This window comes from Halorussus marinus (assembly GCF_004765795.1).
GTDB lineage: Archaea > Halobacteriota > Halobacteria > Halobacteriales > Haladaptataceae > Halorussus > Halorussus marinus.
Window position 1 is genome coordinate 455,224 of sequence record NZ_SBIV01000002.1, and the last position, 26,331, is coordinate 481,554.

The window sequence follows — 26,331 nt, forward strand, 5'->3', positions numbered from 1 at the left end:
AGGCACGTCCGAGTCAAAAGTCGCTCGGAGGGCGATACGCCCCGAGCGCGGCCGCTGTCGAGCCGAGAATCAGACCAGTTTTGTACCCCGAAACAGACAGCCCATCTGTGCCGCGGTTCGACTACCCGTGTCCCGACTGCCGGACCACCACCAACCTCCACGGCCCCGACTGCCGGTTCGAGGGCGAGGAGTGGGCCGACATCGAGAAGGCCTACACGGACGTCGTGGCGGTCCTCTCGGGCGGGCCGCGAGGAGCCGACGACCTCCGGGAGGCTGTCCACGGGGCGTGGGACAAGCTCCACCAGGCCGCCGTAGAGCGACTCCAGCACGAACAGCGCGTGCTGGAGACCGAGAGCGGCGACCTCCAGTTGCTGACCGCCGAGGAGTACAAAGAGCATGTCACCGACCCGACCATCGAGCCGATCAAGACCGTCGCCCAGAAGGGGTCGGTGCCGGGCGCCCACGACAACGCCGTGTTCGCGATGATCGCGTGGTACGAGATGGTCGGCCTCTCGTGGGACGAGACCCGCGAGCGGGTCGTCGACTGGCTCCGCGAGACCGGGACGTGGTCCCGGGGCGGGTTCGAGGAGTCCTCGCCCGAGGAGCTGGTGGCCCGCAAACGCCACGTCTACGAGTCGGGGTACGGCTGGAAGGAGAAGGCCGAGGCCGCGAAGGCTGTCATCGACCGAAGCCTGTAATCGCCGGGAGCGTCGAGCGAGCGCTCAGTCGCTCTGGATCCGGGGCGCGAGCATGAAGGTGACGTTGCCCTGCCCTTCTGCGATCGCGAAGTGGAGCTTGACGGGGAACTCCTCGCCGAGTTCGACGGTGACCTCGGCGTCGCCCGGGACGGCCTTGTTCATGTCCTTGAGGTAGTCGAGACTGAACAGCGACCGGGCCGGCCCCGCGTCGAGGTCGATGAGGTCCTCGCGGTCGAGTTCGAGGCGCACGTCGTCGGTGTCGCCCTCGGCCTCCACGACGAAGGTCTCGGCGTCGGGGTCGACCGCCAGCGCGATGTGGTCGCTCACCATGTCGGCGGCGGTGACCGACCGGTCGATGTCGGCGCCCTCGACGACGATCTCCGAGGAGAGGTCGAGGTCGGGGATGTCGGGCTCCTGTCGGATAGAGTCGGGATCGATGAGCGCGAGGGTGTACTCGAGGCCGTCGATCTGGATGTGGAGCTTGCGGGTCTCCTCGTCGAGTTCGAGGTGGATGGGCTGGTCGCCGCTCGCCATCCCCGCGATGTCGTCGAGTCGATCGAGGTTCACGCCGATGATACCGCCGTCGGCCTCGTAGGATTCGAACGCGGTCGCCGAGAGTTCGAGGTCCACCATCCCGACGTTCGCGGGGTCGACGGCCCGGATGGAGAGCCCGTCCTCTTCGAGGTGGATCTTGCACTCGTCCACCAGCACGCTCACGGAATCGATAGCATCCCGGAGCGTGTCAGCGCTCACGATAGCCTTAAACATCTTGCCGAGGGCTACGAACCCCCGCCATAAAAAACACCCGTTCGGGCGCGCACGCGCGAGGCCCCGACGGTCTCGGCGTCGGGCAGTCCCGGCCCGTCGGGGCGCCTCGGCGACGAGTGTCGAGCGCTCGCGGGACCGGAGCCGGTCAGGGGTCGGCGTCTCGGGCGGCCGGCGTCGCCCGGGTGGCGGTCGCTTTGAACGACGCGACGACCGCGACCCCGGGTTCGAGCCCGAGCCGGTCGACGCTGTCGAGGGTGACGACCGCGACCAGCGGCTCGTCGAGGCCCACGTCGACCGCGACCCGGCCCACGGTCTCCCCGCCGGAGACGCCCGCGACCGCCCCGGCGAGCCGGTTCCGGGCGCTGGTGGCGGTCTCGCCCGGCGCATCGACCGGCTCGTGAAGCGTCACCGCGTCGGCCCGGACGGTCACCTGCACCGTCGAGGCGTCGGGGGGCGCGAGCGCGTGGACCCGCCCGGCGTCGGTCTCGACCGCGACGAGTTCGCCGTCGCGGTCGCGGACCTCGCCACGGAGGACGTTCTCGTCGGCGGTGGTCAGGCCGGTGAACTCCGCACAGAGCCGGTCGAAGCGGGCGAGCAACGCGCGGGCGTCGGCCGTGAGCGCGCTTCCGCCGCCGTCCGAGCCCCCGCGGGTGCGCTCGACGAGCGATCCGAACGCCGCCTCGAGCTCGCCGAGCCGTCGGTGGGCGTGGGCGTACGACCGGCCCAGCTCCCCGGCGGCGGCGTTCAGCGAGCCGGCGGCCCGGATCGCCCGGAGGAGGTCGGCGTCGCGCTCGTCGAACACCACGCCGTCGGCGGCGAGGCGGGCCTCGAACTCGCGGGTGGGCGAATCGCTCATACTCAGTACAGCAGCTCCCCGGTTACGAACTTTCGCGTTCTGGGGTCGTCGGGGTCGTCGAACACCTGTTCGGGCGGGCCGGTCTCGATGACGGTGCCGTCGAGCAGGACCGCCACCCGGTCGGAGATCCGCTCGGCCTGATGCATGTCGTGGGTGGCCACGACGACGCCCAGCCCCGCCTCGCGGGCCTCGGCGACGACCGCTTCCAGCACCGCGGTGTTTCGCGGGTCGAGGTTCGAAGTGGGCTCGTCGAGCAAGAGCACGTCGGGCTCGACCGCCAGCGCGCGCGCGAACGCGACCCGCTGGGCCTCCCCGCCCGACAGCGACAGCGCGTTCCGGTCGGCCTTCTCGGCGAGCCCGACGGTTTCTAGGGCCTCCCGGACGCGGTCGGACGGGTCGGTCCGTCCGATCGCGCGGGCCGCGGCGTCCCGGAGTCGGTCGCGCCACGACGATCTGACCCGGAGCCCGTAGCCGACGTTGCGCGCGACGCTCTCGTTGAACAGCGCCGGCTCCTGAAACACCGTCCCGATCCGGCGCCGGATCGCGAGGCGCTCCTCGTCGGACCGGCCCCAGACGTCCCGACCCTCCCACCGGACGGTGCCGGCGTCGGGCGGCCGAAACAGCCCGAGCAGGCCCAAAAGCGTGGTCTTGCCCGCGCCGGAGGGGCCGACCACCGTGAGCACCTCGCCAGGCGCGACCGACAGCGACGCCGCCGAGAACAGGGGTTCGTCGCCGTAGGCGTAGCGGATGTCGTCGGCGGTCAGGGTCGGGGCCCGCTCGTCAGTCGAGCGCGCCGGCGCGACGCGTCTCGAGTCGGCGGAATCTTCGCGGCGACGGGCGGCTTGCTCGACGCCGTCGTCCCGGTCGGGCGGGCTCACTGAGACCCCCTCCCGCGGCCGCGACTCCGGACCCACGAGCCGAGCCAGTTCACGCCGAGCACGAGCGCGAGCAACGCCGCCCCGAGCACGAGCCCAGCCTCGTAACGCCCCTGACGGGCCTCGACCGTGATGGCGGTCGTCAGCGTCCGGGTGTAGGAGGTGCCGTCGCTGTAGACGATGTTGCCCCCGACGATGAGGATCGAGCCCACCTCGCTGATCGCCCGGCCGAACCCCGCCAGCACCGCGGTGACGATGCCGTAGCGGGCCTCCTTGATCACCGCGAGCGCCACGTCGGCGTCGGTGCCCCCGAGCGCGAACGCGGCGTCTCGAACGTCCTCGCCGACGCTCTCGACCGCCGAGAGGCTGATCGAGGTGATGACCGGCGTCGCGAGCACGAACTGCGAGAGGATCATCGCCTTCGGCGTGAACACCAACCCGAGCTCCCCGAGCGGTCCCTGATTCGAGACGAGCAACAGGACGAGCAGTCCCACCACCACGCTCGGGAACCCCATGCCGGTGTTGATGACCGCCGCCACCGCGCGCTTGCCGGGGAAGTCCCCGAACCCGACCGCGAGCGCGACCGGCAGGCTCGCGAGCGTGCTCAGCGCCACCGCGGTCCCGCTGACGTACAGCGAGACCGCGACGATGCTGAGAAAGTAGTTCCACCCGGCGTCCGGAAGCACGGCGGACTGGAGGAGCATTCAGTAGTCGTTTGGCACCTGTGTGTCCACCCAGTAGAGGAACTGGCGGTCGCGCTTCGAGAGGGACTCGGCCTGCTCGGCGGAGTAGCCCTGCGGGACGTACTGGCCGAAGTTGGGCTCCTCCGACAGCGCGTTCGGGAAGAACAACTGCGAGCCGTTCGCGGTGTAGTTGTCGATGATAGACTGGCCTCGCGGACTCGTCAGGTAGCCGGCGTAGGCCATCGCGGCCTCGTAGTTGACGTTGTCGTGTTTCGCGGGGTTGACCGGGATGACGCCGTAGGGGTTCTTGAGGATGGTCGGCCCGCCCTGAAGCGGCCCCTGGACGAGGATGGTGAGGTCGATCTCGTCGCGCATCGAGAGGTACGTCCCGCGGTCGGCGAGCGTGTAGCCGCCGATCTGGTTGGTCTGGACCAGCGTGTCGCCCATCCCCTTGCCTACCTGCTGGTACCACTGGCCGCTCGGCTCGGCGTCCGACTGCCCCCAGATGTTGAGTTCCTTCTTGTTCGTGCCCGAGTCGTCGCCCCGGGAGACGAACGTCTCCCCGGAGTCGGCGATGGTCGCGAACGCCTCGGTGGCGCTGTCCATCCCCTCGATGCCCGCGGGGTCGTCGCTCGGCCCGACGACGACGAAGTCGTTGAACATCACGTCGCGGCGGTTGACGCCGTGGCCGTCCTGAAGGAACTTGTCTTCGGCGCCGCGGGCGTGGACGAGGATCACGTCGGCGTCGCCGTCCCGGGCGGTCCGGATCGACGCGCCGGTCCCCTTCGAGAGCGTCTTGATCGTGACGCCGAACGCCTCCTCGAAGGGCGGGTGGAGCGCGTCGAGCAGTCCCGTGTCGTACGTGCTCGTGGTCGTCGCGAGGACCAGTTCGCCGTCGCCGATGTCCCCGCCGCCGGTGTCGGCGGACTGCCCTGTGGTCGTCGTCTCCTGTGCCGTCGAATCGCCCCCGGTACAGCCTGCGAGCCCGAGCGTCGCCGCGACGCCCGCGGTCTGCAGGAACCGCCGCCGTTGTATCGGCATGTGAATAACGGTCGGGAAGGCAGATATTAAACCTTACTTTCGAATCGAAACCGATAGCGGTTGCCCGCTCGAGAGCGTGTCACCGACAGAGACGCGGCGGGATCGGTCGAGTTACCCATTCCGGTTACGAATCCGTCGAGATCGGGGGCCGGACGAGCGCCGGTCGATGCGGTCCGACAAGCGAAGCGCGTAAGGAGCGCGGCCGGCTACAAGCGGTAAATGAGTCACAAGGACCACTACTACAACAAGTCGAAACAGGAGGGATACCGATCGCGGGCGGCCTACAAGCTCGAGCAACTCGACCGCGAGGAGAACCTCCTCGGGTCCGATCGGACGGTCGTCGACCTCGGAGCCGCCCCGGGCGGCTGGCTCCAGATCGCGGCCGAGACGGTCGGGGAGGGCGGCACGGTCGTCGGCGTCGACCTCCAGCGCATCGACCCGATCGACGGGGTCGAGACCGTCCGGGGGGACATGACCGACGAGGAGACCAAAGAGCGAGTCCGGGCGGTCGCCGGCGAGTCGGTCGACGTCGTCCTCTCGGACATGGCGCCGAACATGACCGGCGAGTACTCGGTCGACCACGCCCGGTCGGTCCACCTCGCCCGTCAGGCGTTCGAGACCGCCCTCGACGTGCTCGATTCGGGCGGGGACTTCGCGGTGAAGGTGTTCGAAGGGCCGGACCTCGACGACCTCCGCGCGGAGATCGACGAGGAGTTCCAGTACGTCCGGACGATGAGCCCCGACGCCTCCAGAGACTCCTCCTCGGAGGTGTATCTCGTCGCGAAGGGCCGGACGACCGCGCCCGTGAGCGAGGGCGAGGAGATCGAAGTCGAGATCGTCGACACCGGCTCGGAGGGCGACGGTATCGCGAAGGTCGAAGGGTTCACACTCTTCGTCTCGGGCGCCGACGAGGGCGAGACCGTCGAGGTGCGGATCACCGAGATCAAACCCCGGTTCGGGTTCGCCGAGCTCGCCTAACGGGAGATCCAACAGTACGTCTGGATCGCGCCGAACACCAGCGCCAGCACGCCGTTCTCCACGAGTAAGAACAGCTGGGCCTGCTGGGGATCGACCTGGCGGACAACCAACAGCACGACGCCGAACAGGGTCGCCAGCACGAGGTTGTACTTCGCCAGCGCCGACCAACACGACTGGTCGAGTTCGATCAGGCCGTCGCTACCCATGCCCAAGCCACGCCGCGGGTCCTGAAAAGTCGGACGGCGAAACGCCCCTACGCGGTCGAACTGTTCTTGGCCTCGTCGAGCCACGACGGCTCGGCGACGGTCGTCTCGCCAACGTCCGAGACGTTCATCGAGACCGAGAGGGTGGCCGCGGAGTCGGCCTGCGCGGTGTCGACCGAGACCTCGAAGCTGTGGACGATGCCGCGCTCGTCGACCAGCGCGGTCGCGTCGTAGGCGGTGACGTTCGTCCCGCCGGGGACCGAGACGTTGGCGCCGTCGGCTCGGAGCACGACGACCGTCGTGCCGTCGATCTCCCGGACGCCGTCGGGCGTGAGGTTCGCGTTCGTCGCCGCGGCGTACTGTTCGAGGTACACCGCGCCCGAGAGCGACGACGGGACCACCTGTGAGGCCTGAGACGTGCGGTTGGTGACGCGGTAGGCGGTCTCGTTGCCGGCCGAGAGCCGCTGGTAGCGCTTCTCGGCGGTCGCGTAGATTTCGGTGCGCTGGCCCGCGCCCGAGACGTTCGCGCGGACCCGCTCGCGGTCGGGGCCGACCGCGGCGTCGAGTTCGGCCGACTGCTCGCCCGACGAGCCGTTCTGGGCCGTGGCGAGCGACAGCGAGAAGCCGGTGCCGTTGAGCGCCTCGGCGTGGCCGGCGGCCAGCGCGGAGACGTTGGTCCCGTTCGCGGAGACCGCGTCGGGGTAGTTCATCTCGGCCGCCGCGTCGGCGGTCGTCGGTTCGTCGGCTCCGCCCGGAAGCGCGCCCGAACAGCCCGCCAGGACGACGAGACAGCCGACCGCTAACAGGAGGAGGGCATTGCGTCGCATGTACCGCCCGAAGTCGCGGGAGCCAAAAAGAGGTGTCGGTGTCCGCACGATCCCGGCCCATCGAGGGCGAGTGCGGAGCGCGACCGACGGCGGACGCCGAGGCTCAGTCGGCGGCGCTCGCCGGAGTCGGGACGTGGCCCCGCGAACGGAGGTAGCCCACGACCGCGTAGACGAACGGCGTGTCCGCGAGCGCGATCAACAGCTTCAGGACGTACTGGCCGACCGCCAGCGAGACGAGCGCGCCGAGCCCCTGCGGGTCGGCCCCGCGGAGTGCGGGCATGACCGCGAACCCGACGCCGACGAAGATGACGGTGTCGAGAAGCTGGCTCGACGCGGTCGAGACGAGGTTGCGCGCCCAGAGGTGGGCTCCGCCGGTGAGTTCGCGGACGCGGTGGAAGACCGCCACGTCCCAGTTCTGGCTCACGACGTACGCGAGCAGACTCGCGACCACGATGTTCGTGCTCGCGCCGAGCACCCGCTCGAAGGTCGCGGGATCGACGTCGCTGAACGGTGCGGCAGGCGCGGCGATGGTCGACCACACCAGTCCGAGCAACACGAAGTTCATCGCGAAGCCCACGAGCACGACCTTCCGGGCCTCGGTTGGGCCGTAGAGCTCGGAGTAGCAGTCCGAGGCGAAAAACGTCAGCGCGTACGCCAGCGCCGCGCCGGGCATCACGAGCGACTCGCCGGCGAGCGGGAGCGCGACCGGCACCGAGAACGCGAGCAGTTTCGAGGCGGTGAGCTGGGCGGTCACCAGCGCGGTGACGAACAGCGCCACGAGGGCGATCCGGCCCGTCGCGAGCGCGTCGACCTCGCCGCGGTACGGGTTCGACCCGCTACTCATCCTCCAGCCTCCCGTGGCGCTCGTCGATCTCGTCGAGCACGTCGAGCATCTTGCGAACCGACGCCCGCACCGCCTCGCTCCGATTGACGAACTTCCCCTCCTCCCCGACGTGGTCGTCGAGGTCGTCGAGTAGCTCGTCGGGCACTTCCACGCTTATCTTGGTCATATCCGAGTATTATCGCTCGGTCGTATAAACTGTTCGACGCCGGAGAGGTAGGGCCGGCGCCGACGAGTCACGGACCGACGGGCGGATCGAAAAGCGGAGCGGCTACCGACGCCCGCCCACGGTCACCAGCCAGAGCACGCCGAGTCCGACGCCGTACGCCAGCGAGATCGGGATCGCGAGCAGGAACATCGTGTAGAGGCTGTCTGGAGTCACGAGGCCGGCGACCGCGAACACCGCGATGGTGACCTCGCGCCACCGATCGAGCATCGCGTCGAACGGGACGATGTCCCCCCAGTGGAACAGCCACATCGTCAGGGGCACGTCGGCGAGCAGTCCGATGCCGGCGGTGGTGAAGAACACGAGCCAGAAGAAGTTGCTGACCCGGTAAGAGATCACCATCTCGGCCCGAACCGCGTCGGCGACCAGCCACGAGATGACGCTCGGCGCGACGAACAGGTAGCCAAGCGCGCTCCCCGCGAGCAGTCCGACCCCGATAGTGGCCGCCCAGACGCCGAACACCCGGCGGTCGCCCGACGCCAGCCCGCGCTCTTTCATCGCGGGCCACGCCCAGTACAGCAGGACGGGCACGACCGCGACCCCCGCCAACAGCGTCGATATCTTCACCTCGAAGATGAGCGCCTCGACCGGGTGGAGCACCACGATGTCGAGGATTTCGCCGCTCGACCCGGGCTCGGGGCGGACGTCCGCCGGGACCCGTTGGAGGAAGTCCTGGCGGATGATACCGATCCCGCCCATGTAGAGGGCCGTGAACACCGCGGCGAGCACGGCCATGAAGATGCCGACGAGCCAGAACACCTTCGAGGTGAGGCTGTCGAGGATGAACCGGATGTCGTAGTACCATCCGCCGATGTCCTCCTCGGTGGTCTCGTCTTCGGTGAACGCGTCGGCCATCCCCGCGGCGGTGCTCTGGACCGGATTGGCCGAGTCCTCGGGGTCGTCAGGGGACGACTCCCCGGCGTCGCCGTCGGCGACCTCGGCGTCCCCGGTCGCGGCCGCCGCGGCTTCGTCGTCGGCCTCCTCGTCGTCGGGGTTGAGTTCGTCGTAGCGGTCGAGGATCGCCTGGGCCTTCTCGGCCTCGTCTTCGTCCATCGCCTGCCGTGCGTAGCCGACCGCGTCCTCCTCGCTCATCTCCTCGAACACCTCCGGCGGAGCGGCCCGGACCGCGCCCGCGTCGAGCGGGCCGAGGTCGATGTCGGCGGGCGAGCCGCCGCGAGCGGGCCTCGGACCCGTGTCGACTTCGTCGAGCGCCCGGAAGAAGTAGTAGAGCACCGCGAGCGCGAGCGTCACGACCGCGAGCGCGCCGGCGACCGCCAGCACCGACTGGGTCCGCGGGAGCCCGACGACCGACTCGACCGGCGGGAGCTGGTAGTCGGCCGGGAGCGAGTCGTTGACCGTCTCGCGGCCGCCGCCGGTCAGCGCCATCCGGACGCCGAGGAAGACGAGGACGGGCGCGCCGAGGATCCGGATCCAGTCGTCGCGGATCACGCCGGCGAGGCTGAGCTGTTCGCTCCCGCGCTTGAGCGTCACCACGGCCTTGGTGAGATAGAGGCTAAAGACGTACAGCAGGATGAGCGGCGTCGCCCACATCAGCTGGGTGAACGGGTCCGGAGGCGAGGCGAGGGCGCCGAACAGGAAGATGCCGAGGATCGCGTAGCGCCACTTGTCCCGGAACGTCTCGTAGGGGACGATCCCCGTGTAGCCGAGCCCGCTCATCGCGAGCGGGAGCTCGGCGGCGAGGCCGAACGACAGCGAGAGAAAGAGGATGAACTCGGTCCACTTCACGATCGAGTAGTTGGTCTGGAACCCCGCGGACGTGGCGTTGTCCGCGAGAAACTGGAACATCAGCGGGAAGAAGACCAGATAGCCGTAGAGGATGCCGCCGAAAAAGAGCGCGAACGCGAGGACCGCGAGCGTCGCGATCTTCCACCGGGCGATCGGGGACTGGGGGTGCCACGACTTGTCCCGGAACTCGTCGCGGGCGTAGTACAGCAACATCGGCACCGAAAACAGGATCCCGACGACGAGGCCGATCTTCGCCTGCAGGAGGATGACGTCGAACGGCGTCACCGCGACGACGTTGATGCTCTCGGCGAGGTCCGGCGACATCTGGGCGGTCGTGACCTCCTTGAGATAGGGCCAGCCGGCGCCCCGGATCGCGTAGAAGCTCGCCAGAAAGCCCAGCAGGAACACCACGAACACCTTCCGGAGGTGGTCCTGGGCGGTCGAGAGCATCGCACCGACGGTCTCGCGCCCGCTGTTGACCGCGCGGGCGGTGTCCTCGTCGACGATGCTACTTCCAGTTCCAGACATTCCTTGGACGTGGTAGCCGTGTCTCGGTTATCAATCTTCTTGTTAAACCGGAGAATCGACCGTCACGCGCCCGCGCTCGCCCGGCGACGAGGTCGGTTCGATCTCGTCGCGAAGGAGGTATCAATCCCGGTCGAGTCGCGCGGGGCCGGCGCTTGGACCCCTCGTGGCGCCCGGTTTTCGGGGCGCTCGCAAAAGGCCTATAATAGAGCCCGCGCTTAGACCGACTGAATGGCTGACGAACCGGAGGCGACCGCGAGCAACATTTCCCCAGCGACGCCCGAGGACGGCTCGGAGTCGCTGGGGGACCGCGACCCTACCGGCCCGACAGCGCCCGAAGAGCCCCTCGAAGACGAGGAGATGCCGCTCGCCGACCACATCGAGGAGATGGTCAAGCGGCTCGCGGTCGTCGTCGTCGTCGCCGGCGGGATCACCGCCATCGCGCTTCCGTTCGCCGAGGAGGTCATCAACTTCCTCTGGAACGACATCATCTCGATCGCGGAGGTCGGCGATCAGGGCCGCCCCCGGATCTACCACCCGCTCGCGCTGGTGTTGACCGAACTCAAGGTCGCCAGCCTCGCGGGCATCATCGTGGCGCTCCCGATCTTCGTCTACCAGACGTACCTTTTCATGCGACCCGGCCTCTACCCCCACGAGCGGCGCTACTACCTCGCGGCGGTGCCGACGAGCCTCGTGTTGGCGTTCGTCGGCGTCAGCTTCGCCCACTTTGCCGTGTTGCCCGCGATCTTTACCTACTTCATCTACTACACCGAGGGCCCGACCGACCTGCTCGCGTTCGGGCTGACCAAGACGTTCAACCTCATCCTGATGCTGATGGGGTATCTGGCGGTGGTGTTCCAGATCCCGCTGTTTATCATGCTCGCCATCATGATGGGGCTGACCACCCGACGGTGGCTCGCCGACCGGCGGTTGCTGTTTTGGGGGGCGTTCCTCGGCGTCTCGTTCCTGTTCACCCCCGACCCGACCGGGATGGCGCCGATCCTCACCACCGCGACGATGATCCTGCTGTTCGAGGGCACGCTGTTGCTCCTGAAGTGGACCGGTCGGTGAGGAGTCCCGTCCGGTCAACGACAAATTTCACGAGCGTAATCGGCATATAACTAAGGCGGGCGAATCCGTAGGTGTTCGTAGCGTTCGTGCCTGCCACTTAGCTCGCGTGCCAGCAGCTACAATACGCAGTTCGCGTGCCAGCAAACTGCCACCCTGGGTGCGAACGCCCATACAACTTTCTCGGGTCCCGAGCCGACAGCGACCGCGCCGGGCGCTACTCGCCGGTCGGGTACTCCGCCGCGAACACGTCCTCGACCACCGGCTCGTCCGCCCCGTCGGCGTCGGGGTCGGCCTCGCGTTCGGGGCTGACGCTCCCCGTCTGGTAGCCGTGGAGGTCGAGAGTGACGTGTTCGAAGCCGATCTCGGTCAGCCGGTCGCGGACCGCCGCCGCGAAGTCGGGGTCGAGCGCGACGTCGAGTTCGTCGCGACCGACCTCGATGCGGGCGAGTCCGTCGTGGTCGCGCACTCGAAACTGGTCGAACCCCCAGTCCCGGAGCACCGCCTCGGCGCGCTCGACCCGGGTGAGTTTCTCCTCGGTGACCTCGAGGCCGGTGGGGATCCGCGAGGAGAGACACGCCATCGAGGGCTTGTCCGCGACCGAGAGATCGTACTCGTCGGCGAGCTCGCGGACCTCGTCTTTGGTGACTCCGTGGGCGAGCAACGGCGAGTAGGCGTCGAGCTCCTCGACCGCCTGGAGTCCCGGGCGGTGGCCGCCGTCGGCGTCGCTGGCGTTGGTGCCGTCACAGACCACCGGGATGTCGAGTCGCTCGGCGGTCTCGAACATCTTGCCGAGCCGCATCGTCCGGCAGTGGTAACACCGGTCGCCGTCGTTCTCGACGAAGTCGGGGTCCTCGAGCTCCGAGAAGGAGACGATCTCGTGGCGGATGCCGATCTCCTCGGCGACCCGGGTGGCGTCGTCCAGTTCGGCGGCCGGCAGGGTCTCGCTCTTGGCGGTACACGCCACGGCGTCCTCGCCCAGCGCATCGCGGGCCAGCGCCGCGACCACGCTCGAATCGACGCCGCCCGAGAACGCGACCACGACGCCCTCCCGGTCGGCGAGGTCGTCTCTGATCGCCTGCGCTTTCGCCTCGACTGAAGCCATGTCCCGAGCTTTGGGACGGACGGGAGAAAAGCGCGTTGGACGCCACGTCGGCGGGGTCGGCGAACGCGGCCCGTCCCGGGCGTCGACGCCCCGCCGACCCGCGAACGTTTTTAAACCAGCGGTCGGAACTACGCCCCGATGGAGCTGGAGGCCATATCCGGCGTCGGCTCGAAGACCGCCGCGGCGCTCGCGGAGCTCGACGACCCCGAGGGCGCGCTCGAATCGGGCGACGTGGCCGCGCTCGCGAGCGCGCCGGGCATCTCGGAGGGCCGGGCCGCCAGTATCGCGCGGGCGGCGATCCGAGAGCGCCACGACGACCCCGGCGGCTTCCTGGCGACCGATCGAGCGACCGAGCTCTACCGGGCGGTGCTCGGCCTGCTTCGGGAGCGCACCGTCACGAGCTACGGCGAGAAGCGCCTCGAAACGCTCTACCCGAGCGGCGTGCGCTCGCGGATCGAGGAGGTCAGGGCGTTCGCCGAGCGGGCGCTCGACCGCGACCCCGACGAGGACGTACTGGGGGCGCTCGCCGACGTCGAACCGCTCGCCGAGCCCCGCGACGTGGTGGTTCGAGACCGGTGTCTGGCGACCGCCGACGCCGAGCGCTACAGCGAGGCCCAGCAGGCGATCCCCGAGCTCAGCGTCGAGGTGGTCGAAGACGCCCGGGACCTCGCGGACCTCGCGCGGGGGTACTCGACGGTCGTCGCGCTCGACGAGGCGTTTGCGGGCGTGAGCGTCGACGGCGACGTGCGAGTCGAGCCCGACGCCCTGGAGCGGCCGGCCGACGTGGTGCCCGAGCGCTCGCTCGCGTTCTTCGCGGCGAACCGCGACAGCCTCCGGGCCGCCGCCGCGGTCCACCGGGCGGCCGGCATCGACCCGCCGCTGGACCTCGACGCGCTGGAGGACGCCCTCGACCGGGTCGACGCCGACGGCACCGTCGTCGGCGACGACGAACTCGACCGGCTGAGTCGGGCGATCGACGATCTGGACGCCGCGGTCGCGACCGCCGAGAGCGTCGCCAACGACCACCTCCGGGACGCGATCGAGGAGCGGGACGTGACCGTCGAGGGGTCGGACCTGCTCTCGCTGGTCGAACAGGGCGCGGGCGTCGACTCGCTTCTGTCCCGGGAGCTCAGCGACGAGTACGCCGCCGCGGTCGCGGCGGCCCGCGACCACCTCGCGGAGGCGCTCGACCTCGACAGCGGGGAAGCCGAACTCGCCCGCCGGGCGTTCCCCGAAGAACCCGCCTTCCCGGTCGAGCACGACGAGGAGACGGTCTCGCGGCTCCGCGAGGACCTCGTCGCCGCCAGAGACCGCCGAGCGGCCCGCCGCAAGCGCGAGCTCGCGGCCGACCTCGCCGACCGGCGCGAGGACGCCGCGGCGCTCGTCCGGACCGCGCTCGAACTCGACGTCGAGCTCGCGGTCGCGCGGTTCGCCGCCGACTTCGACTGTACGATGCCGGCGTTCGTCGGCGACGGCGAGTCCGGCTTCGACATCGAGGCCGGGCGCTCGCCGCTTTTGGACGTCGGGTTCGATGCCGTCGAGCCGGTCGACTACGCGGTCTCGGACGTGGCGTTGCTCTCGGGGGTCAACAGCGGCGGGAAGACCTCGACGCTCGATCTGGTCGCGCTCGTGGCGATTCTGGCCCACATGGGGCTCCCGGTGCCCGCCGAGTCGGTCCGGATCGAGCGCGTCTCGGAGCTCCACTACCACGCCAAGACCCAGGGGACGCTCGACGCGGGCGCGTTCGAGTCGACGCTCCGGGAGTTCGCGGGGCTGACCGACGGGAGCGCCGACCGGCTGGTGCTGGTCGACGAGTTAGAGAGCATCACCGAGCCGGGCGCGTCCGCCAAGATCATCGCGGGCATCCTCGAAGCGCTCCGCGGCGAGGACGTGACCGGCGTGTTCGTCTCGCACCTCGCGGCCGAGATCCGCGAGATGGCCGACTACGACGTGCCGGTCGACGGCATCGAGGCCGAGGGGCTCGAAGACGGCGAACTGGTGGTGAACCGCTCGCCGGTGAAAAATCACCTCGCGCGCTCGACGCCCGAACTCATCGTCGAGAAGCTCTCGGACGGCGACGACGGCGGGTTCTACGACCGACTGCTAGAGAAGTTCTGAGAGCCGTTTCCGGTCGCGTCTGGGCGCCGAGCGTGGGTTCGTTGGACCGACGGGACGGCGACGGCCGGGTCGGCGCCGCGGGTGGGGCCCGACTCGCGCGGAGATCCGAGTCGGCCCGGAAGGTAGATCTAGTGACAGATGATACATCCTACATCGTTCGAGCGCAACGGCCACCAGTCCCGATCCCGACCCCCGAATCGGTCGGGAGGACGCCTCTACGCGCCGGAATTTCCGGGCGCCGAAAGATTAAGTAGTTGGAAGAGCGTGGTGAAAGTGATGGCAGAGGACCCCGACGAGGGGATGCTCTCGTGGGACGAGACCGTGTTCCGGGACGAACACGTCTTCGAGATCGACTACGTGCCCGAGACCTTCGCTCACCGGGAGAGCCAGATGGAGAGTCTCAAGTACGCGCTCCGTCCCGCCGCACGCGGGTCGCGGCCGCTGAACGTCATCTCCCGCGGGCCGCCGGGCACGGGCAAGACCACGGCGGTCCAGAAGCTGTTCGGCGAGCTGTCGTCCCAGACCGACGTCCGCACGGTGCGGGTGAACTGTCAGGTCGACTCGACGCGCTACTCGGTGTTCTCCCGCATCTTCGAGGGGATCTTCGAGTACGAGCCCCCGTCGTCGGGCATCTCGTTCAAGAAGCTGTTCCGCCAGATCACCGAGAAGCTGGTCGAGGACGACGAGGTGCTGGTGGTCGCGCTCGACGACGTGAACTATCTCTTCTACGAGGGCGAGGCCTCGGATACGCTCTACTCGCTGTTGCGAGCCCACGAGGCACACTCGGGCGCGAAGATCGGGGTCGTGGTGGTCTCGTCGGACCTCAACCTCGACGTGATCGAGGAGCTCGACGGCCGGGTCCAGAGCGTCTTCCGGCCCGAGGAGGTGTACTTTCCGGTGTACGACCCCGAGGAGATCGTCGACATCCTCGGCGCACGCATCGACCGGGGGTTCCACGACGACGTCGTCCCGCCGGCGGTCCTCGACGAGGTGGCCAAACTCACCGCCGAGAGCGGCGACCTCCGGGTCGGGATCGACCTCCTGCGGCGGGCGGGGCTGAACGCCGAGATGCGCGCGAGCAAGACCGTCAGCGTCGACGACGTCGAGGAGGCCTACGAGAAGTCCAAGTACGTCCATCTCAGTCACAGCCTCCGGGCGCTCAACGAGAGCGAGCTCGAACTGCTAGAGGTCATCGCCGAGCACGACGGCGAGCAGGCCGGTGACGTGTACGACGCCTTCCACGACCGGACCGATCTGGGCTACACCCGCTACTCCGAGATCATCAACAAGCTCGATCAACTCGACATCATCGACGCGACCTACACCAACGTCGAGGGCCGGGGCCGGTCCCGACAGCTCTCGCTTCGCTACGACCCCGAAGCGGTGTTGAACCGACTGGAAGAGTAGCGGTCCGTCGACCGGTCACTCGTAACGGAGCGCGTCGATGGGGTCGGTCCGGGCGGCGTTCCACGCCGGATACAGCCCCGCGACGACGCCGACGAGCAGGCCGACCCCGACCGCGATGGCGAACCACTCGAGGGGAAACACCAGCGACAGCCCGACGTACTCGGCGGCGGCGTACGCGCCCAGGATTCCGACCGGAACGCCCGCGACCGCGCCGAACACGCCGAGCATCACCGCCTCCAGCAAGAACAGCTGGAGCACGTCGCGCTTCTGGGCGCCGACCGCCTTCATGATCCCGATCTCGCGGGTCCGTTCGGTCACGCTCACGAGCATCATGTTGGCGATCCCGATCGAGCCGACGATCAGCGAGATGACCGCGATCCCGGTCACGAAGTCGGTGAGCGTGCTCAACAGCTCCTCGATCTGGTCGACGAGGTCCTGATCGGTCCGGACCGAGAAGGCGTAGTCGTCGGGCACGAGCGCCGCGGCGTCCGAGCGGTCGTCGAGGTACGCCCGGACGTCGGTCTTGGCGCCGGCGACCGCGCCGAAGTCCTCGGCGATCACCGTCACCGTCGGATAGACGCGCTGGGTCTCGCCGGTCTCGGGGCTCTCGATGGTCGTCCCGTAGAAGGGGTCGGTCGGCACGAACACCAGCGGCTGGGAGTCCAGCCCCGCGAAGGGGCCCCCGCCCGCCGAGGCGTTGAGCAGTCCGACCACCTCGGCGCCGACCGACTCGCCCGACGCGAGCCGCAGGGTCACCTCGTCGCCGACGACCGCCTGCGTCTCGAACAGCCGGGCGGCCCGCTCGTTCAACACGACCTCGCGCTCGCCCTGCCGGAAGGGCCGGCCGGCGGCAAACGACGCCGAGTCGAACGACGCCGGCGAGGTGGCGATCACCTGCCGCTGGGCGACCGTGTCCCCGCCCGACGAGACCGCCGCCGTCGGGACGATCCCGCGCGGAACGACCGCCGAGACGCCCGAGAGCGCCCGGAGTTCGTCGAGGTCGCGCTCGGTGAACACCGGCTGGGCGCCCGCGCCCGGCCCGCCGTTCTGACCCTCCGGGCCGGCCCAGACGTAGACGTTCGGGGTGCGCTCGCCGCCGACCTGCCCGAGGATGTCGGCCTGCAGGCTCGCCCCGAGGGTGACGAAGGTGATGACCGCGCCCACGCCGATCACGACCCCGAGGACGGTCAGCGCCGACCGGAGCTTGTGGCTCCGGATCGCCCGCCAGCTGAGCCGGAAGCTCTCGGCGGCGTCCATCAGACGTCGGTCTCGACGCGGCGGGGCGATTCGATCTCCTCGACGCGCTCGATCGTGCCGTCAAGGACGTGGATCACGCGCTCGGCGTGCTCGGCGATGGGCCGCTCGTGGGTCACCATCAGGACGGTGTGGCCCTCGTCGTGGAGCCGCTGGAACAGGCCCATGATCTGCTCGCCGGTCTCCTGATCGAGGTTGCCGGTCGGCTCGTCGGCGAGGATGATGGCGGGGTCGGTCACGAGCGCCCGCGCGATCGCGACCCGCTGGCGCTGACCGCCCGACAGCTCGTTGGGCCGGTGGTCGGTCCGGTCGCCGAGCCCGACCTCCGCAAGCACCGCCTCGGCGCGGTCGCGCCGATCGCTCCGCGAGACGCCCTGAAACACAAGCGGGAGCGCGACGTTCTCGGCCGCGGTGAGCTTCGGCATGAGGTTGAACGTCTGGAACACGAACCCGATCTCGTCGCCCCGGACCCGCGTGCGGTCCCGATCGGAGAGCTCCGAGACCTCGGTGCCGTTGACGAACACCTCGCCCTCGCTCGCGGTGTCGAGACAGCCGATGAGGTTGAGGAGCGTGCTCTTGCCCGACCCGCTCGGTCCCATGACCGCGGTGTACGAACCGCGGGGTATCGAGAGGGTCACCCCGTCGAGCGCGTGGACCGGTTCGCCGAGGTAGTAGGTCTTTCGCACGTCGCGAAGCGACACCGCGTCCTCGCGGTCGGGCCCCACGTCGGGCGCGGAGTCCGAGTGACTGGCGGCCATTTCACACGAGGTACGGGGCCGACTGGCAAAACGGTGGCGCCCGTTGGGCACCCAAACGGATCGTTGCGAGGTCGGCCACACTTTTGGGGGCGGAAACCGGAGGTGGCGCCATGAAGGCGACCGGCGGTAGCGACGAGGAGAAGCGCGCGGCGGGCGAGAGCGCCGCCGAGGCGGTCGAAGACGGGATGGTGGTCGGGCTCGGAACCGGCTCGACCGCGGCCCACGCGATCCGGGCGATCGGGCGAGCGGTCGACAGCGGACTCGACGTGCGGGGAGTCCCGACGTCGTTCCAGTCGCGCGAACTGGCCCGGGAGGTCGGGATCCCGCTGGCGTCGCTCGACGCGGTCGACGGCGTGGACCTCGCGATCGACGGCGCCGACCAGTTCTCGGGGCCCCACCTCGTGAAGGGCGGGGGCGCCGCCCACGCTCGCGAGAAGATCGTCGACGCGGCGGCCGACCGTCTGGTGGTGGTCGCGGACCCGAGCAAGGCCGCCGATCGACTCGATCACCCGATCCCGCTCGAAGTGCTCCCGGACGCTCGCACGACCGCGACCGCGGCGGTGCGGGCGCTCGGGGGTGCGCCCGCGCTCCGGCGCGCCGAGCGCAAGGACGGGCCGGTCGTGACCGACAACGGCAACCTCGTGCTCGACTGCGAGTTCGGCGGCGTGGCGCGGCCGGCGGAGCTCGCGGCCGACCTCGCGGCGATCCCCGGCGCGGTCGAACACGGCCTGTTCGTGGGGATGGCCGACGAGGTCCACGTCGGTCGCGAGGACGGCGTCGACGTCAGACGCTTCTGAGCCGTGGTTTCGGTCGGCAGTCGCGTTCGAGACGAGAAGCCGGCGGCTCAGAAGTCGAGCGTTCGATAAAAGGGAACGGAATCGCCCGAGTTACAGGTCGCGCGGCTGGACGGTCTTTCGGTCGTTCGCCTCGGCGCGACGGGCCGACTCGTCGAGGAGTTCCTCGACGCGCTCGTCGAGCGCGTCGTAGAAGTCCGACGCCACGTTCTTGTCGTCCAGTGCGTCCTTGACAGCGGCTTTGACGATGAGGTCTGCCATACGACCTTGGTTTTCCGCCCGCCAGTAATAAAGCTTCCCAAATATTCGCATGAACGCCGCCAAGTGGCTCGGTTCGCGGATATCTCCGGCGATAGCCAAAACTTATAAATAGTATACGGTTGTTTTGCGCCGACCGCGAAGTCGCAGGGTAAGAGTACGTGGAGCCCCCAGCGTGGGGTATGCGCGAACTCCTGGAGGCGGTGGCGGCCGGCGAGGTCAGCCCGGCGGACGCCGAGGCCCGACTCGCCGGCTACGCGACCGACGAAGCCGGGCGCTTCGACGCGGCCCGCGAGCGCCGCCGCGGCGTGCCCGAGGCCATCTTGGGCGACGGCAAGACCCCCGCCGAGGCGGCGTCGCTGGCCGCGACGGCGGTCGAAACCGCCGGGCGAGCGATCGTGACTCGGACCGACCCCGACCAGCGACGGGCGATCCGCGACCGACTCGGCGAGGCCCACCCCGACGCCGACGTGACGGTCCGCGACCGATCGGGCGTGGTGGTCGCCCACGGCCCGACCTTCGAGCCGCCGTCGCTGGACGCGACGGTCGGGATCGTCACCGCGGGGACGAGCGACGCGGTACCGGCGGGCGAGGCGGCGGCGATCGCCGCCGAGATGGGCGCGACCGTCGAGCGGATCGACGACGTGGGCGTGGCGGCGCTCACCCGGATCGTCGACCAGCTCGAAGCCCTCCGGGCGACCGACGCGCTCGTGGTCGCGGCGGGCCGCGAGGGCGCGCTCCCGACCGTGGTCGCCGGGCTGGTCGACACCCCGGTGATCGGCCTGCCGGTCTCGACGGGCTACGGCCACGGCGGCGAGGGGGAGGCCGCGCTCTCGGGGATGTTGCAGTCCTGCACCGTCCTATCGACCGTGAACGTCGACGCGGGGTTCGTCGCCGGCGCGCAGGCCGGTCTGATCGCTCGCGCCGTCGACAGGTAGGGCGACTCCGAGTATACGGAAAATATTCTTGCGGTTCGGGAAATTTGGGACAGATATTGGGAAGCACTTTTTACGATGGGGGACAAACGATCGAACGCTGGCAGTTACCCTGTCAGCTGTGAACATGCCTAAGTGTGACCACTGCAGTGCGCACGTCTCCGAGCGATTCGTTCGTGTGTTCGCCGACGCCGACGGTCAGGTCAGAGCCTGCCCCGACTGCTCGGCGAACGCCGGAATCGCGGAGGTCGCGCGCGAACGCGCCAGAGAGGCTCGAGTATAGCCCATCAAATCGGGCGGGAACCGAAGGGCAAAAGAACCACCACGCGAAGCCTGTCGGGCGTGACGGTCCACTGGGTCTACGTTATCGAGTGCGACGACGGGAGTTTCTATACTGGCTACACCACCGACGTCGAGCGTCGAGTCCGCGAACACGACCGGGGCGAGGGCGCGAAGTACACCCGCGGGCGCACGCCCGTCGAACTCGTCCACACCGAGGCGTTCGAGACGAAGTCGGCGGCGATGTCCCGCGAGTACGAGATCAAACAGCTCTCGCGACCCCGAAAAGAACGGCTGGTCGAGGGGCCGAGCGAGTGAGCGGGGCCCGTCAGTCGTCGCCGGCCGCGCCCTCGGCGTCGGCCTGTTCGGCGGTCACGACGGGGTCGATGAAGGCGTACTCGACCGCCTGCTCGCCGAGCGTCCGGACCCGGTCGGCGATGTCCTCGTCGACGATCTCGCCGTCCCGAATCTTGTCGCCGGCGTTCCGGATCCCGACCTGATGGGGCAAGACCCACGCGTGGACGCCGCGGGCGGTCACCCGCATGTGATCGAGCGTGCTCCCGAACGAGCCGCCGCCGGCCGCCACCAGCAGGCCGACGGTGGTGTCCTCGTACTCGTCCCACCCGCAGTAGTCGTGGACGTTCCTGAACGCCGCCGAGTACGAGCCGTGGTACACCGGGCTCCCCCACAGGACCGTGTCGGCGCCTCGGATGGCGCGCTTGAGGTCGGTCGCCGCGGACGGTTCGTCGGCGTCGGGATCGAACACCGGCAGGTCGTACTCCCGGACGTCGAGGAGTTCGGTCTCGGCCCCTCGGTCGGCGGCGACCGCGAGCGCGTGACGGAGGGCGACGCGGGTGTAACTGCCGTCGCGCATGCTTCCGGCGAGCGTGACGACGGTCGGCGTGGCGGTCATACTGGTCGGAATTACGGGAGCGATCGGTAAAGCGCTTTCCGGAACTCGGTTTTTGTACGGTCCGTGAGACGTTTCGGCGGGGCGGGGACCCCCGGCCGGACGGTGTGCGATCGACCCTCGCGGTGGTTTTTTCGGCGCGCGCACAGAGAGTCGGGGTATGGAGACGCCGATTTCGTTCGGAACCGACGGCTGGCGAGCCACGCTGGACGAGTTCACCGCGCCCCGCGTCCGGATGGTCGGGCAGGCGGTCGCCGACTACCTCCGGGAGGTCGAGGACCGGGAGGGCGGGACGGTCGCGGTCGGCTACGACGCCCGCGAGACCTCCCGAGGGTTCGCCGAGGAGCTGTGTCGGGTGCTGGCGGCCAACGGCTTCGACGCGCTGGTGCCCGAACGCGACTGCCCGACGCCGCTTGCGGTCTGGGCGATCGCCGACCGGGATCTGGCGGGCGCGCTGGTGGTCTCGGCGAGCCACAACCCCCCGAACTACAACGGCGTGAAGTTCTTCCCCCACGACGCGGCGCCAGCCCTCCCCGAGGTCACCGACGAGATCATGGCCCGGATCGGCGAGCCCCGCGCGCTCGAGGAGGCCGACCACGGCTCGGTCGAGGAGGTCGACTTCCTCGAACCGTACGCCGAACACGTCTTCGACCTCGTCGACCCCGACCTCGACGGGCTCACCGTAGTCTACGACGCGATGCACGGCTCGGGGCGAGGCTACACCGACGAACTCCTCGAACGCGCCGGCGCCGACGTCGAGCGCCTGCGGTGCGACCGGGACCCCGAGTTCGGCGACACCAACCCCGAGCCAAGCGCGGAGAACCTCCGGGGGCTCGTCGAGGCCGTCGAGGAGGGCGACGCCGATCTGGGCATCGCCAACGACGGCGACGCCGACCGCATCGCGCTCGTGACCCCCGAGCGGGGGTTTCTGGACGAGAACCTCTTTTTCGCGGCGACGTACGACTACCTGCTCGAAGACGCTTCCGCGAGCGAAAGCTCGTCGGGCGAGCGAAGCGAGTCCGACGGTGACTCGGGGCCGGCCGTCCGGACGGTATCGACCACCTTCCTGATCGACCGGATCGCCGAGGCCCACGGCGAGGACGTGATCGAGACCGCGGTCGGCTACAAGTGGGTCGCCGAGGCGATGGGCGACCACGACGCGCTGATCGGCGGCGAGGAGTCGGGCGGGTTCTCGATCCGGGGCCACAACCGCGAGAAAGACGGCGTGTTGATGGCGGTGCTCGCCGCGCAGGTCGAGTCCGAGCGCTCGTACGACGACCGGGTCGACGCCCTGCTCGATCAGTTCGGCGAGGTCCACCAGCACAAGGTGAGCGTCGACTGCCCGGACGACCGGAAGGCCGACGTGCTCGTCGATCTCGAAGCCGCCCTCCCCGAGGAGGTCGCGGGCGAGCGCGTCGACGACGTCAACGCCACCGACGGCTTCAAGATCCTGCTCGAAGACGGCTCGTGGCTACTCGTCCGGCCGAGCGGCACCGAGCCCAAGATGCGGGTGTACGCCGAGGCCACAAGCGAGGCCCGGGTCGACGCCCTGCTGGAGGCCGGCCGGGAACTGGTCGAACCGCTGGTGTAGGGCGACCCGGCCCGGCCGGGATCTCGAAAGGCGCCGATCACGGACTCACTCGGAGGTCTCGTACGTGACCGGGAGCGACTCGACGCCGTAGACCAGCGAGCTCCGGGTCGGCTGGAGTTCGGTGTCGGCGACCTCGACGGTCGACGTGCGGTCGAGGAGTTCTTCGATCGCGACCTTCGCCTCGAGGCGGGCGAGCGGCGCGCCCAGACAGTAGTGGGTCCCGTGGCCGAAGCCGAGGTGCTGGTTCGGCGTCCGGTCCGGGACGAACGCGTCGGCGTCGTCGAACTGGCGTTCGTCGCGGTTCGCCGACCCGAGCCACACGATGAGGCGATCGCCCGCCTCGATGGTCGAGCCCCGGATCGTCGCGTCCTCGGTCGCGACCCGGCTCATCGCCTGCACCGGCGATCGGTACCGCAACACCTCCTCGATCGCGGTCTGGACGCTCGCCTCGCCCCGGAGTTCCTCGAACAGGTCGTGGTCGCTGAAACACCGGACGGCGTTCGTGATGAGGTTCGTCGTGGTGATGTTGCCGGCGACGAGCAACAGGATACACGTCCCGAGCGCCTCCTCCTCGGAGAGCCGGGAGCCGTCCTCGAGCTCTCGGGTGACGATCTGGGTCATGAGGTCGTCGCGCGGCGACTCGCGGCGGTCCTCGATCATCTCGAAGAAGTAGCTCGCCATCTCCATCTGGGCGGCCCGCTGGCGCTCGTTGTACTCCTCGGTGTCCTCGTCGGCGCTCGTGGCCTCGACGAGGGTGTCCGACCAGCGCTTGAACCGATCGCGGTCCTCGGCCGGCACCCCGAGGAGTTCGGCGATGACGGTGACCGGGAGCGGGTACGCGAACGCGTCGACCAACTCCGTCGTCCCGTCCTCGCCCGCGAACGCCTCCCCGAGGAGGTCGATCGCGAACTCGCGGATCTTCGGTTCGAGGTCCGTGAGGGCTCGCGGTTCGAACGCGTCATCGACGATGCCCCGGAGTTCGTCGTGGCGCGGCGGGTCCTGAAACAGCATCGTCTCGAATATCAGCCCCTCCTCGGGGCGGTCGGGCTCTCGGAACCCGTCGGCCATCCTCGGGTTGACCGAGAACGTCTCGTCGTCGTCGAGGATCCGCTTGACGTCCTCGTACCGAAAGACGTCCCAAGTGCGACGGTCGGAGTCGTACCGGACCGGCGCGTCCTCGCGCATCGTTCGGTACCAGTCGAACGGCTCGAGCCACGCCTCGCGTGATTCGAGCTCCTCGGGCAGTACCTGCAGGCCGCCGGGGTCGGCAGAACTCATGGTCGGTGGACGCCAGAGAGAGCCAAAAGCGTTCGGGTGGCGGCGTCGAATCGCCAGACTGCGGTGTGGTCGCGCCCGTCCTCACGGTCGGCCCGCGCGTTCGCGGACAGTCGACGCCCTCAGAACCGCGCCGCGACTCGATCGAACGTCTCGAACTCGACGCTCGGCGTCGCTCGTAGTTCGGCGACCAGCGATTCGAGGTATCGGAGCCGCGGAGGCTGGCCGACGACCTGCGGGTGGAACGTGAGCGAGAACACCCCGTCGTCGACGCGCTCGCACATCCACTCGAACTGCTCGCGCCACGCATCGAACACGCCGGGCTCGTCGGGCGCCGTCCGCCCGGAGGCGTCGGGGACGTACTGGAGGGCGGGCCAGTCGTCGCGGTGCCACGACACCGGGAGTTCGAGGATCTCGGTCTCGGTGCCGGGATCGTACGCGCCGTCGGTCGGGGCCTCCCGGCCCGTCCGGAGGTAGTACGGCCGGAAGTCGTGGCCCATCTGGCTCGAATCCCACTCGAAGCCCAGTTCCCGGAGCACGTCGAGAGTGTGGGCCGAGAAGTCCCACGCGGGCGAGCGGTAGCCGGTCGGGGTCTCGCCGATCGCGTCCTCGATGCTCTCGATGCCCCGGACGACGTCGGCGCGCTCGGCCGCCCGGCTCTCGAACGAGCCGGGGTGCCTGTGGCTCCAGCCGTGGTGCTGGACGTCGTGGCCGCGCTCGTGGACCTCTTTGACGCGCTCGGGGAAGCTGTCGACCGTGTGGCCGGGGGTAAAGAACGTCGCCGGGACCCCGAGCCGGTCGAGACAGTCGAGGAGTCGAGGGACCGCGACCTCCGCGCCGTACTCGCCCCGAGAGAGCGTCGTCGGGCTGTCGGCCGCGCCGTAGGCGTGGATCCAGATCGAGACCGCGTCGAAGTCGAACCCGAGACAGACGGTCGGACCGCTCATGGGTCGAACTCTCCTCGCCGAACGTTAACGTTTGGGATGGCTCCCGCAGTCGGGCGGCCACACTCCCCGGAGCCGCCCGTCTCCGGCGGGCGAGACGTCGAATCCGAGCGACTCGTAGAAGGGGCGCACGTCGGGATCGAACGCCGCGACGAGCCGCGAGCGGTCCGCGGCCGCCGCCCGAACGAGCGCGGTGCCGACGCCCCGCGCCCGACGAGCGCGCCGGACCGCGACCGCGTCGATGCGCGCGCCCGACTCGATCGGAACCGCGACCAGCGCCCCGACCACGGGGCCGTCGGCGTCTCGCGAGTCGGCCGACGAGTCGCCGGGGTCGGGGCCCGACCCGACCGCGACCAGCACGTCGCCCGCCTCGATCCGCTCGGGGAGATCCGCCCGAACGTCGAGCATCGCGGCGTCGAGGACCCGACGCACCCCGAGTCCGTCGTCGGGCGTCGCCGCCCGGACCGCGACGCTCATTCGGCGTCGGCGAGCAGGCGGTCGACCATCGCCAGCACGTCCTCGACGGCGGGACGGTCGCTCGGCCCGTCACCCCGGTGGATCGCGTACAGCTCCGGGTCGGCGCGCGTGTCCAGAATCACGACCTGCGGGAGCCGACCGAGGAGGTCGTGGAGCCCGCCGAGCCGGCCGAACCGGGTCGGCTGGCCGTACTGCTCGGCCACCCGCTTGTCGGCGTCGGCGACGAGCGCGAACGGGAGGTGGAGCCGGCGTTGCCACGTCTCGGCGCGGGCTTTCGGCTCGGGGACCACCGCCACCGCCGCGGCCCGACGAGCCCGGAACTCGCCGTAGCGGTCCGCGACCGCCCGGAGCTGTTCGCGACACGTTCGGCTGTGGTAGTCCCGCTGGAAGAACAGGACGACGGCGTCGTTGTGCGGCGTCGTCGGGCGCCGGGGGATCGGCCGGCCGACGCCGTTGGTCGGGTCGGCCGCCAGCGTCGAGAGCGCGAGCGGGTCGGGGCCGACCCCGGCGTTCGGGAGTTCGAAGTCGAGGGCCGAGACCCCGAACGCCGAGAGTCCGTCCGGGCCTTCGCGCGCGTCGAGGCCGGTCCGGTTCGGGGCGCCGTCGGGGGCCGAGCCGTCAACCTCGGCGTCGACGGTCCCGACTCCGTCGGCGCTCCCGCCCTTGATGAGTCGCAGGACTCTGACGTGGTCGGTCTCGACCGGCTGGTCTTCGGGCACCGGGCGGCCGTCGACCATCACCGACACCTCGTGGGGGCTCAGGCCCACCGCGTCGAGCAGGTCGGCGTAGGTCGCGTCCTGAACTTCGAGGTCGTGGCTGTCCTCGCCGACGACCTCGACGGTGACGTGCATGCCACAGGATTGCTCGCGGCGGGTGGTAAGCGTGTCGGGC

Annotated in this window: 29 protein-coding genes and 1 pseudogene; 10 read left to right on the top strand and 20 right to left on the bottom strand. The window is 69.7% G+C overall.

Going from position 1 to position 26,331, the window contains the following annotated elements; all coding sequences use genetic code 11:
* The first annotated feature begins 107 nt into the window (after positions 1-107).
* On the top strand, positions 108-698 hold the full coding sequence (locus tag EPY72_RS06260; RefSeq protein WP_134671083.1) for a DUF7474 family protein: 591 nt from the start codon (positions 108-110) through the stop codon (positions 696-698).
* 24 nt (positions 699-722) lie between these two features.
* On the opposite strand, the gene EPY72_RS06265 is transcribed toward EPY72_RS06260, so the two are convergent.
* The 5 genes from EPY72_RS06265 to EPY72_RS06285 form a co-directional block, all read right to left on the bottom strand.
* A complete protein-coding gene (locus EPY72_RS06265; protein WP_134671084.1) occupies positions 723-1,466 on the bottom strand; it encodes a DNA polymerase sliding clamp in 744 nt (247 codons plus the stop codon).
* A 145-nt stretch (positions 1,467-1,611) separates the two neighbouring features.
* A complete protein-coding gene (locus EPY72_RS06270) occupies positions 1,612-2,322 on the bottom strand; it encodes a TOBE domain-containing protein (RefSeq protein ID WP_135805872.1) in 711 nt (236 codons plus the stop codon).
* A 2-nt stretch (positions 2,323-2,324) separates the two neighbouring features.
* Positions 2,325-3,086, bottom strand: coding sequence for an ABC transporter ATP-binding protein (locus EPY72_RS06275; RefSeq protein WP_135805946.1), 762 nt, complete (start codon positions 3,084-3,086; stop codon positions 2,325-2,327).
* 110 nt (positions 3,087-3,196) lie between these two features.
* Positions 3,197-3,901: an ABC transporter permease gene (locus tag EPY72_RS06280; RefSeq protein WP_134671086.1), complete on the bottom strand. Its 705-nt coding sequence runs from the start codon at positions 3,899-3,901 to the stop codon at positions 3,197-3,199.
* A complete protein-coding gene (locus tag EPY72_RS06285; protein WP_134671087.1) occupies positions 3,902-4,921 on the bottom strand; it encodes an ABC transporter substrate-binding protein in 1,020 nt (339 codons plus the stop codon).
* Between the two features lie 219 nt (positions 4,922-5,140).
* Here EPY72_RS06285 and EPY72_RS06290 point away from each other — a divergent pair, with 219 nt between their 5' ends.
* Positions 5,141-5,899, top strand: coding sequence for an SAM-dependent methyltransferase (locus EPY72_RS06290; RefSeq protein ID WP_134671088.1), 759 nt, complete (start codon positions 5,141-5,143; stop codon positions 5,897-5,899).
* Here the strand turns inward: EPY72_RS06290 and EPY72_RS06295 are convergent.
* The 5 genes from EPY72_RS06295 to EPY72_RS06315 all read right to left on the bottom strand — a co-directional run bounded on the left by EPY72_RS06295 (position 5,896) and on the right by EPY72_RS06315 (position 10,270).
* A complete protein-coding gene (locus tag EPY72_RS06295; RefSeq protein WP_135805873.1) occupies positions 5,896-6,105 on the bottom strand; it encodes a hypothetical protein in 210 nt (69 codons plus the stop codon). The two genes, EPY72_RS06290 and EPY72_RS06295, sit on opposite strands and share 4 nt — an antisense overlap.
* 47 nt (positions 6,106-6,152) lie before the next feature.
* Complete coding sequence (locus tag EPY72_RS06300) at positions 6,153-6,929, bottom strand: DUF7537 family lipoprotein (protein WP_135805874.1); 777 nt, start codon at positions 6,927-6,929, stop codon at positions 6,153-6,155.
* A gap of 103 nt (positions 6,930-7,032) precedes the next feature.
* Complete coding sequence (locus EPY72_RS06305; protein ID WP_134671091.1) at positions 7,033-7,773, bottom strand: queuosine precursor transporter; 741 nt, start codon at positions 7,771-7,773, stop codon at positions 7,033-7,035.
* Entirely contained in the window at positions 7,766-7,939 is a 174-nt protein-coding gene (locus EPY72_RS06310; RefSeq protein WP_134671092.1) for a ribbon-helix-helix protein, CopG family, read from the bottom strand. The genes EPY72_RS06305 and EPY72_RS06310 overlap by 8 nt, the downstream gene beginning before the upstream one ends.
* Positions 7,940-8,041: 102 nt before the next feature.
* On the bottom strand, positions 8,042-10,270 hold the full coding sequence (locus EPY72_RS06315; RefSeq protein WP_135805875.1) for a twin-arginine translocase subunit TatC: 2,229 nt from the start codon (positions 10,268-10,270) through the stop codon (positions 8,042-8,044).
* Between the two features lie 228 nt (positions 10,271-10,498).
* Between EPY72_RS06315 and tatC the strand changes: the two genes are divergently transcribed.
* On the top strand, positions 10,499-11,338 hold the full coding sequence (gene tatC, locus EPY72_RS06320; protein WP_134671094.1) for a twin-arginine translocase subunit TatC: 840 nt from the start codon (positions 10,499-10,501) through the stop codon (positions 11,336-11,338).
* A 214-nt stretch (positions 11,339-11,552) separates the two neighbouring features.
* On the opposite strand, the gene larE is transcribed toward tatC, so the two are convergent.
* Positions 11,553-12,440, bottom strand: coding sequence for an ATP-dependent sacrificial sulfur transferase LarE (gene larE / locus EPY72_RS06325; protein WP_135805876.1), 888 nt, complete (start codon positions 12,438-12,440; stop codon positions 11,553-11,555).
* 138 nt (positions 12,441-12,578) lie between these two features.
* Between larE and EPY72_RS06330 the strand changes: the two genes are divergently transcribed.
* Positions 12,579-14,558, top strand: a complete 1,980-nt coding sequence (locus EPY72_RS06330; RefSeq protein WP_135805877.1) for a MutS-related protein — start codon at positions 12,579-12,581, stop codon at positions 14,556-14,558.
* Positions 14,559-14,834: 276 nt separating this feature from the next.
* Complete coding sequence (locus EPY72_RS06335; protein WP_134671097.1) at positions 14,835-15,965, top strand: ORC1-type DNA replication protein; 1,131 nt, start codon at positions 14,835-14,837, stop codon at positions 15,963-15,965.
* Between the two features lie 15 nt (positions 15,966-15,980).
* Here the strand turns inward: EPY72_RS06335 and EPY72_RS06340 are convergent, their stop codons facing one another.
* Together EPY72_RS06340 and EPY72_RS06345 are read right to left on the bottom strand one after the other, a co-directional pair.
* Positions 15,981-17,222 (bottom strand): ABC transporter permease, encoded by a 1,242-nt coding sequence (locus EPY72_RS06340; RefSeq protein WP_134671098.1) that lies wholly within the window; start codon positions 17,220-17,222, stop codon positions 15,981-15,983.
* A complete protein-coding gene (locus EPY72_RS06345; protein ID WP_135805878.1) occupies positions 17,222-17,977 on the bottom strand; it encodes an ABC transporter ATP-binding protein in 756 nt (251 codons plus the stop codon). Before EPY72_RS06345 ends, EPY72_RS06340 begins: the two co-directional genes overlap by 1 nt.
* A 110-nt stretch (positions 17,978-18,087) precedes the next feature.
* Between EPY72_RS06345 and rpiA the strand changes: the two genes are divergently transcribed.
* Positions 18,088-18,774, top strand: a complete 687-nt coding sequence (gene rpiA, locus EPY72_RS06350) for a ribose-5-phosphate isomerase RpiA (RefSeq protein WP_134671100.1) — start codon at positions 18,088-18,090, stop codon at positions 18,772-18,774.
* A 90-nt stretch (positions 18,775-18,864) separates the two neighbouring features.
* On the opposite strand, the gene EPY72_RS06355 is transcribed toward rpiA, so the two are convergent.
* Positions 18,865-19,032, bottom strand: coding sequence for a DUF1931 domain-containing protein (locus tag EPY72_RS06355; protein ID WP_134671101.1), 168 nt, complete (start codon positions 19,030-19,032; stop codon positions 18,865-18,867).
* Between the two features lie 179 nt (positions 19,033-19,211).
* Here EPY72_RS06355 and larB point away from each other — a divergent pair, with 179 nt between their 5' ends.
* From larB to EPY72_RS06365, 3 genes are all read left to right on the top strand, one after another.
* A complete protein-coding gene (gene larB / locus EPY72_RS06360) occupies positions 19,212-19,967 on the top strand; it encodes a nickel pincer cofactor biosynthesis protein LarB (RefSeq protein WP_135805879.1) in 756 nt (251 codons plus the stop codon).
* Positions 19,968-20,091: 124 nt separating this feature from the next.
* Positions 20,092-20,247, top strand: coding sequence for a DUF7563 family protein (locus tag EPY72_RS20150; protein WP_449272292.1), 156 nt, complete (start codon positions 20,092-20,094; stop codon positions 20,245-20,247).
* 59 nt (positions 20,248-20,306) lie between these two features.
* The gene (locus EPY72_RS06365; RefSeq protein WP_135805880.1) at positions 20,307-20,561 is read left to right on the top strand and encodes a GIY-YIG nuclease family protein; all 255 of its coding nucleotides are present in this window, start codon (positions 20,307-20,309) and stop codon (positions 20,559-20,561) included.
* Between the two features lie 10 nt (positions 20,562-20,571).
* Here EPY72_RS06365 and EPY72_RS06370 read toward each other — a convergent pair whose 3' ends face one another.
* Complete coding sequence (locus EPY72_RS06370) at positions 20,572-21,156, bottom strand: NADPH-dependent FMN reductase (protein WP_135805881.1); 585 nt, start codon at positions 21,154-21,156, stop codon at positions 20,572-20,574.
* A gap of 157 nt (positions 21,157-21,313) precedes the next feature.
* On the opposite strand from EPY72_RS06370, the gene EPY72_RS06375 reads away from it, so the two are divergent.
* Positions 21,314-22,744 (top strand): phosphoglucomutase/phosphomannomutase family protein, encoded by a 1,431-nt coding sequence (locus tag EPY72_RS06375; RefSeq protein WP_135805882.1) that lies wholly within the window; start codon positions 21,314-21,316, stop codon positions 22,742-22,744.
* A 45-nt stretch (positions 22,745-22,789) separates the two neighbouring features.
* Here EPY72_RS06375 and EPY72_RS06380 read toward each other — a convergent pair whose 3' ends face one another.
* From EPY72_RS06380 to samp2, 5 genes and pseudogenes are all read right to left on the bottom strand, one after another.
* Positions 22,790-24,022, bottom strand: coding sequence for a cytochrome P450 (locus EPY72_RS06380; RefSeq protein WP_135805883.1), 1,233 nt, complete (start codon positions 24,020-24,022; stop codon positions 22,790-22,792).
* Between the two features lie 119 nt (positions 24,023-24,141).
* A complete protein-coding gene (locus EPY72_RS06385) occupies positions 24,142-24,966 on the bottom strand; it encodes a polysaccharide deacetylase family protein (protein WP_135805884.1) in 825 nt (274 codons plus the stop codon).
* 24 nt (positions 24,967-24,990) lie between these two features.
* Entirely contained in the window at positions 24,991-25,440 is a 450-nt protein-coding gene (locus EPY72_RS06390) for a GNAT family N-acetyltransferase (RefSeq protein WP_135805885.1), read from the bottom strand.
* The gene (locus tag EPY72_RS06395) at positions 25,437-26,117 is read right to left on the bottom strand and encodes a peroxiredoxin family protein (protein WP_244605538.1); all 681 of its coding nucleotides are present in this window, start codon (positions 26,115-26,117) and stop codon (positions 25,437-25,439) included. The genes EPY72_RS06390 and EPY72_RS06395 overlap by 4 nt, the downstream gene beginning before the upstream one ends.
* Positions 26,097-26,291: pseudogene (gene samp2 / locus EPY72_RS19790) on the bottom strand (ubiquitin-like small modifier protein SAMP2); the annotation flags it as partial. The pseudogene samp2 and the gene EPY72_RS06395, both read right to left, overlap by 21 nt.
* Positions 26,292-26,331: the final 40 nt, after the last annotated feature.